Source organism: Arthrobacter sp. UYP4 (assembly GCF_057291175.1).
This window is the reverse complement of record NZ_JBXAVU010000008.1, coordinates 37,716-44,769: the sequence shown is the minus strand read 5'-3', so window position 1 is coordinate 44,769 and position 7,054 is coordinate 37,716. Positions and strand designations below refer to the sequence as shown.

6 protein-coding genes and 1 pseudogene are annotated in these 7,054 nt (G+C 64.1%); 2 read left to right on the top strand and 5 right to left on the bottom strand.

The features are described from left to right. Both AC0Z9V_RS17440 and AC0Z9V_RS17435 read left to right on the top strand, forming a co-directional pair. A pseudogene (locus AC0Z9V_RS17440) lies at positions 1 to 1,086 on the top strand (hypothetical protein); the annotation flags it as partial. 3 nt (positions 1,087 to 1,089) lie between these two features. Continuing rightward, the gene (locus tag AC0Z9V_RS17435) at positions 1,090 to 1,860 is read left to right on the top strand and encodes a hypothetical protein (RefSeq protein WP_485142286.1); all 771 of its coding nucleotides are present in this window, start codon (positions 1,090 to 1,092) and stop codon (positions 1,858 to 1,860) included. Positions 1,861 to 1,940: 80 nt separating this feature from the next. Here AC0Z9V_RS17435 and AC0Z9V_RS17430 read toward each other — a convergent pair whose 3' ends face one another. From AC0Z9V_RS17430 to AC0Z9V_RS17410, 5 genes are all read right to left on the bottom strand, one after another. Continuing rightward, positions 1,941 to 2,783 (bottom strand): IS3 family transposase, encoded by an 843-nt coding sequence (locus AC0Z9V_RS17430; protein WP_479821304.1) that lies wholly within the window; start codon positions 2,781 to 2,783, stop codon positions 1,941 to 1,943. 44 nt (positions 2,784 to 2,827) lie between these two features. Further along, positions 2,828 to 3,154: a helix-turn-helix domain-containing protein gene (locus tag AC0Z9V_RS17425; RefSeq protein ID WP_479821303.1), complete on the bottom strand. Its 327-nt coding sequence runs from the start codon at positions 3,152 to 3,154 to the stop codon at positions 2,828 to 2,830. Between the two features lie 588 nt (positions 3,155 to 3,742). Further along, positions 3,743 to 4,645 (bottom strand): aldo/keto reductase, encoded by a 903-nt coding sequence (locus AC0Z9V_RS17420; protein ID WP_485142285.1) that lies wholly within the window; start codon positions 4,643 to 4,645, stop codon positions 3,743 to 3,745. Positions 4,646 to 4,764: 119 nt separating this feature from the next. Beyond that, on the bottom strand, positions 4,765 to 5,721 hold the full coding sequence (locus AC0Z9V_RS17415; RefSeq protein ID WP_485142284.1) for a glycosyl hydrolase: 957 nt from the start codon (positions 5,719 to 5,721) through the stop codon (positions 4,765 to 4,767). A gap of 54 nt (positions 5,722 to 5,775) precedes the next feature. Beyond that, entirely contained in the window at positions 5,776 to 6,990 is a 1,215-nt protein-coding gene (locus AC0Z9V_RS17410; RefSeq protein ID WP_485142283.1) for an ROK family transcriptional regulator, read from the bottom strand. Positions 6,991 to 7,054: the final 64 nt, after the last annotated feature.

Below are 7,054 nucleotides of genomic sequence, written 5' to 3'. Positions count from 1 at the left end.
TTCGGTCTCATCGAGCTGGGGCAGCACTCCGAACGCGGATTGAAGCCCGCCGAGCAGCTGGCAGACCGCCAAGTGGGAGGAGCGAAGGAACCAGCCCGACATCGCCTCGAGCGGACTGTTCGCTCCAGTGCCGTCGCTTCCGTTTCCGAGGCTGAGTTCGTGCGCCGGCTACGCCGCCAGGAACTACTCGTCAGCGCCCGCTTCGCCGACGGCGGCCGTTCCGTTGTCACCGGGTACTCGGTGGCTGAACGACGACCGGCCGGCATGGACCCGGTGTGGTTCGGCGGCGGGAAGCTCGCAAAGGACCTGACCCTGCCAGCATTGCGCACCGCGTGGGCTGATACCCCGGAGACAGCGCAGGAAGCAGCCGAGGAATGGTGGGCAGCCAAGCGCCACCAAAGGATCGTGCACAACCAAGCACCCGACATGAGACGAGGTGCCCGGGTGTCGATGATCGGCGGTCACGCCGTCGATGAAGTTGCTGCGCGCAAGCTCGCACTGGACCTAGCCAAGGCCCGTCAGACAATGGCGTCCGTGGCCCCCGGCGATCACCAGACGTGGGCACACGTCGCGCGTGAAGCATCCGGTGTGTTCGGTGCCTGGTCGAAGGCCACCGAGCCCGAGCCGGGACCGCTCGCGCATGCCTCGCGTGTCCTGGCGAGGTCCGCACACCGGTCCGGTGTCACCATCAGCGAACCGGTGAACCCGCCGCTGCGGATGGCAGGAACCGCCGCGTTCCTGCTCGCCGCATCGACGGCACCGTCACCTGTCGCCCAGGCGATGATCATGCACCAGATGCTGCGCACCATGAGGGCCCTTCACAACATGCAGCAGAGCAACAAGGAGCTGCGCGAGGTGCAGCTGCTGAACGAAACCGTGAGCAAGCACCTGAGCCTCGTGGCAGCGCCGCTGCCGGAGATTGTCCAGCCGCGCCTGGCGGCTCCGCAGACAGCACCCGAGCCGGCCCTCGGCGTACCGCAGAAGGCAGTCCCAGATCTGGCCGAAGCCCAGCGTTCACGGATGTCCGCACGCCGCACGCAGGGCGCCTTGAACGCCGGCAAGCACGATCGAGAGATGGGGAGATAGATCATGCACGACAACACACCAGATGGTGCCGACGGGATGTTCCGTCCGCAACTGCAGTCGGCCATGGCTTTGGCGGGACGATTGAGCGAGATGCTCGCCCGCCAACGGGCGGAGCGGAACGAAGAAATGCTCAGGGCCGAGGGAGCGAGGCGCAAGCAGCTCGAGGAACGGTTCGAAGCCGAACGGGCAGTCATGCGCACCCAGCTCGGCGCCGTTCACCAACCCCAGTTCTGGGAAGCGGCCAGACCTGAGGACATCGCCGCGCAGTACGCCCTGGCGCAGCAGTGGGAGCCGTTCGACGACATGGCACGGTTGTCCCGCGAGCACATCCATGGCGAGATCCGCACCAGGTACAAGCTGACGCCCGAGGAGTACCTCCAAGCGAACAACCCCACACTCGAGGCCGAGGCCGAGGGAGAGCAGCTCGACAAGGAGGTGCAGCGGGATCACACCGAAGCGGAACGGCAGTCCGCCGCGATCGTGAATGCAGTGGTCGACGGGGACGTGCAGAACGACGTCGACACGCAGAATGCCGCCGCCAACGCGGCTGAGCTTTGGGACTCAGGGGACCGGCGAACCCAGCTTGCCGATACACTCATGGATCGGCTCGGAGACACCCCGCTTGGACGCGAAGCCGTCGCCGCAGCACTCGCGACAGATCTCAGCAACGGCACTCCGCCCTCCTCAGCTGTGAAGGGTCGTGCAACAGCGCACCGACGGGGTAGGACGCCAGGGCTGGAACAGTCGAGATCGCGCGGCTTCGGTCGCGACTAGTGACGATAGCTAACGCATCGAGAAGAGGGGCGACCAATGGTGAACTGGTCCCCGGAAGTTGGACTGGCTAAGTAAGTAGGTTAGGCCGCGAGGGTCTGAGCACGGTATTGCACCGGGCTCAGGCCCTCGAGCTTTGTGGAGATCCGTTCGGTGTTGTACCAGCGGATGTACTCGTGCAGGGCGTCGGTGAGGGCGTCGGTGAGGGCGTCAGTGCCGATGAAGCGGACCCGGTGGAACAGTTCTTCCTTGAGGTGTCCGAAGAAGTTCTCCATGACCGCGTTGTCGTAGCAGTTGCCTTTGCGGGACATTGACTGGTGTGCTCCGGCCTCCTGGAGCAGATGCCGCCAGGAGGCGTGCTGGTATTGGAAGCCCTGGTCCGAGTGGACCAACGGTTTCTGCCCGCACCCACCCGCCGGTGTTGCCGGTGTCGTCAGTGTCGTCAGTGCCTGGCGCAGTGAGGTGTTAGTCAGCTCCAGATTCGGCGACAGTCCCACCGTGTAGGAGATGATCTGCCGGTCGAAGAGGTCCATGACCGGTGAGAGGTAAAGCTTCCGGTCGCCGACGCTGAACTCGGTCACATCCGTCACCCACTTCTGGTTCGGCGCGTCGGCCGCGAAGTCCCGGTCCAGCACATTCGCAGCAGTTCTGCCGGGCTCACCCCGGTAGGAGATATGGCGCTTCCTCCGCCGGACCTTGCAGACCAGGCGCAGCGACCGCATGAGCTTCAGCACGGTCTTCTTCGCCACCGTCCAGCCCTGCCGGGTGAGAACGGTGTGAATGCGCCGGTGCCCGTACCGGCCACGATTCGTGTCGAAGACATCCCTGATCGCGTCCTTGAGCTCCTGGCGAGGATCCGGTGCCAGGAGCCGGGCCTGGTGATAGAAGAACGTGGACCGGGCCAGGCCGGCGGCCTGCAAAAGCACCGGAAGGGGGAAGTCGGCCTTGAGGGCGATGACGGCCTGAACCTTTACCGTCGTGGTTGCGCTCTCAAGGCCCGCACTTTTCCCAGGTACGCCACTTCCGCCCGCAACCGCTCGTTCTCCCGCCGCAACCGCTCCAGCTCGGAGGGCTCCTGCGGTGGTGGTGATTCGGGGCTCCTGGGTCTGCCCTTGGGTTTGGGCCGCAACCCGTCCGCACCCTCACGGCGATACACCCGAACCCACCCCTGAAGGAGCAAAGGAGAAGACAGACCGGCTTCCGTCGCCAGATCTAGGGATGTCTCACCCGCGATGAACCGCTCCACCAGGGCGAGCTTGGTCTCGAAGGAGTACACCTGTTTCGTCGGCTTGGTCACCAGCGCTCCTCGACCTCGGATCTTCCACCGCTCATACAAACGACCGACTGGCTGATGAGCCACGCCCAGCAGGCCGGCTGTCGCTCTCACCGCGATGCCCTTTTCAAACCACGCTACAGCGGCCTCACGCTGCTCCACCGACAACGAACTACGTGCATACATAAAACTGCTCCCCGGGAGTCGAAACTGAATTTCTCAGTCCAACTTCCGGGGAGCAGTTCATGGTCACCCCTCTTCTCGTTGTGCCGGCTCCGCGAGGTTTGTTGGCCCCGCTCGTAGGCCACATGTCCTAGTGGATGATTACGTCGGTAGATCCGGTATTGGCGGCGCGTCGCCGCTCCCACAGCTCGAGGCAGTCTATGCGTCGGTGCTCGACGATCTCGGTGGCCCCTAGGCCCCTTGGCGCCTGTGGCGTAGCAACAGCTGCGAGTTCGGCGTCTGATGTTCCATGAGCCGCAACTTCCAGGACAAGTTCGACGGCGATAAGGACGGGATCGGCTGCGACAGCTAGCAACTCGCACCACAACGAACGACGGCGGGGCAGCCACCTCAGGTAACTGCCCCGCCGTCGTTGTCCGGCAAGAAGCCCTACATGCTCCAGGGCTCCGCATGAACGTCCGTTTCGTCGGACCAGCGGCGATGCAGAGCGAACAGTTGGTCGACTATGTCGCGCGTCAGAGGCTCGATGCTCCGGCTGAAGGAAAGGAGTTCCCGCAGGTTTTCTTCCCTGCTTGTGGATCCGACGGTGGAAACCACCTGTGGGGTGCTGTGCGCGAAGCGCATGCAGAACTCGGCCCAGCTCGCGACGCCGGAGCGCTCGAAGATGGGTGCCACTTCGACGGCGCGTTCCTGAAGATAGGGCTTCCAGGCAGCACCCGGGACGTCGCGCAGGGTGTGGACGGGAGCGCCGGCCACCGTGCGCATCGAGATGATGGCTTTGTCCTGCGCCAGCAGTTCGTCCCAGAGCTCGTTGGACGCGAACCGCTGCAGCGGGTTGAGGTAGAAGATGTAGCCGTCGATCAGCCCGTCGAGGTGCCCGGCCCGGAGAGCGGCGAGGGGTGCCTCGGAGGTCCAGGGGAAGATCTCGAGGACGAACCGCCCTACGAGGCCCTCGTCCTTGATGCGCTGCAGGTCGGTGAGGATGGGTCCGCCCGTGACCATGTCCTCTGCGAAGGCGCCAGTACCGGAGAGCTGGCCGATGTCGACCGTGCTGATGCCCAGGGGCTCGATGTTCTCGGTGATGGTGGCGCGGACGTCGTCCGCGGTGCCGCCGCCGAGCTTCACGATGACCGGAGGGACGTTGCCGGGGTCGTCGGCGAAGGCTGCACCGAGAACTTCGAGGGCGTGGTCGTACTGCCGGGAGGTGTGGAGCCAGAGGCCGGCGTCGATCGCGGTGCGGGCCATGTGCACCTGCTGCTCGCGGGGGACGTCGTCGTGCCCGAGCCGCGTAGTGCCGTAGATGTACGGGGGAAGGTCCGCCAGAAGTTTCATTGCCTCAGGCTACCGGAGGGTGCGAACTTGTTGTGCTCTAGAAGTCGGCGACGGATTCGCTCTAGTCGACCAACCTTGACCGGAGGCATGACATCGCTGCCGGTTCGAGGGCCTGCAGATTATTGGTCCGACGCTTGATGTCCGCCCCGGTTTATCACGCGCCCAGTGCCCATAAGAGCTTGCACGTCGTCCAGGGTGTTGTGCTCCGTGAGGAAATTTGTCCAGGTCATGTACCAGCTCCATAGGGGCTGGGTTTCGAGGATGTCCGGCGTGGGCATCACGCCGACCTCGCCGAGTGCGACCGGCCGGCCGTCGGCTAGTGCAACGAGTTCCTGGTAGCTTTCTTGGCCGTACATGTTCTCGTACACGTCGAAGGCGAGGATGTCGACGACGTCGTGGCCCGGGTAGCAGTCGGTGTAGGGCGCAACGTTTTCACGCCGTGCGTTCGCGTTCCATACCCAGAGCAGGTTGGTGAGGCCGTGGACTTCGGTCAGCCGCTCGAACAGTTGGCGGTAGAGCGCCTCGTAGCCGCGCGGGCCCGGGCGGGTGCCCCACCAGAACCACTCGCCATTCATTTCGTGGTATGGGCGCCAGAGCACGGGGATGGATGCGTCGCGCAGTTGCGCGAGGAATCCGGCGATCACGTCGACCTGCTTTTTCCAGCGCTCGTGCGTCGTCGTGCCGGGGGTAAGGAGGTCCTGCCAGTCTTGATCGGATAGCTTCCCGTTGCAGATGCTCCCCTCGAACGTGACGGGCTCATCTTCCGTGGGCCGCACGGCATGCCACATGAGCGTGATGATCGAGCCCGCCTCGTGCTGGCGCTTGGCCTCGTCTATGATGCCCTGGCGAAAGTTGACGCCGTCCATGGTGCCATCAGCGGCAAATCCGAAGTCCTGTCCCCAGACGGCAGGATAAGCCCCTCCGATCGATGCTGCCTGGTCGCTGTAGTCCGACATTTCGCGCGGGGTGTTGTGTTGGCCGGATAAGGTCCTTTGGCCCTGAAGTGCGTAGAGCTTCGCGAGCAGCCCGGTGGCTTCAGCCGTGACGTTCGGGGTGACGGGCAATCGGGAGGTCATGGTGCTCCTTATTGGAAGGTCGAGCGCTGCGGGGTTTGGGGACGACGAGGTGGGTCAGGCGAAGGACACGGAGCGGAGTGTTCGCGGCGACAGCCGGTCCTGGAGCACGAGGGTAGCGGCCCCGAGGGCCGCGGCATCGTTTCCATTGACCGATATGCGAACTTCAACTGGGTGGATGGCCCGTGCCATCGCCCGATGAGCGAGGGCTTTGGAAATGGTGTCCACATAGAAGCTGCCTGCGGTCGAGAAGGCGCTGCCGGCAAGGACGATCAGTTGCAGGTCCAAGAGGTTCACCATGGAGATCACAGCGCTCGCCACATATTCGGCTGAGTCCTGCATGAGCCGCAGGGCTGTTGCGTCACCGTTGGTTGCTGCGGTACCCAAGGCAGCGAAGTCTTCGGAAATCACGCCTGTCAGTGGAATGTCGAGATTGTCACGCGCAGCTTCCTCGGCGGCCTGAGCTACGACGACCTTGGGGCTTGCATACAGCTCGAGGCAGCCGATATTGCCGCAGGGGCACGGAAGGCCTCTTGCGTCGACCGTCACATGGCCTATCTCCCCGACGTTGGAGCTCACGCCCTGATAAATGGTGCCGTCCATGACGATGCCGGAGCCGATGCCGGCGCCCATATAGACGGAGGCGTAGTTCGCGTAACCTTCTGTGGCTCCCAGCCAGTACTCGCCGATGGCGGCCGCGGTCGCGTCGTTGTCGAACTCGCAGTGAAACCCGGTGGTCGATGCCAGCGCTCGACGAATGGGGAAGTCAGCCCACATCTCCAGCGATGGTGCATTGCGGACGGTGCCGGCAACGCGATCCAGAGGGCCGGGCGTTGCGATGCCCATTCCGACGATGCTGCTGCGGTTTATGCCTGACTCGATGATCAGGGCCTCGATATCTTTGGTCATACGGCTGACCACCATCAAGGGGGAGGTGTTGCCCGGTCCGTCGACGCGTCGACGACCGATGACGTGGCCTCGGAGGTCGGCGATGATGTACGTGATGTAGTCCTGGCCGATGTGCACCCCGACGCCGACCCGGGAGGCAGGGTTGAGTTCCAGGAACATGCGCGGTTTGCCGCCTGTGGATTCACCACGGCCTGATTCGACGATGATGTTTTCCGTCAGGAGGGCGCGGACGAGGGTCGATATGGTGGCCTGGGTCAGCCCGGTCTTCTCGGCGAGTTCCACTCGACTGATGGGTCCGCTTGAGCGAATCAGGTCGATGACCTTGCCCCGGGAAGACTCGCGGCGACGTGTCTTCTGGATCACGGTTAACGGTTGCTCAGAGCCTAAGGGGCTGGAGGGAGGAACCTTCCCGTTCCAGGTCGGGTCC

What these genes read in the sequence shown, in the direction of transcription:
- AC0Z9V_RS17435 (WP_485142286.1), top strand. Translation starts at nt 1,090, where the DNA reads ATGCACGACAACACACCAGATGGTGCCGACGGGATGTTCCGTCCGCAA.
- AC0Z9V_RS17420 (WP_485142285.1), bottom strand. Translation starts at nt 4,645, where the DNA reads ATGAAACTTCTGGCGGACCTTCCCCCGTACATCTACGGCACTACGCGG.
- AC0Z9V_RS17415 (WP_485142284.1), bottom strand. Translation starts at nt 5,721, where the DNA reads ATGACCTCCCGATTGCCCGTCACCCCGAACGTCACGGCTGAAGCCACC.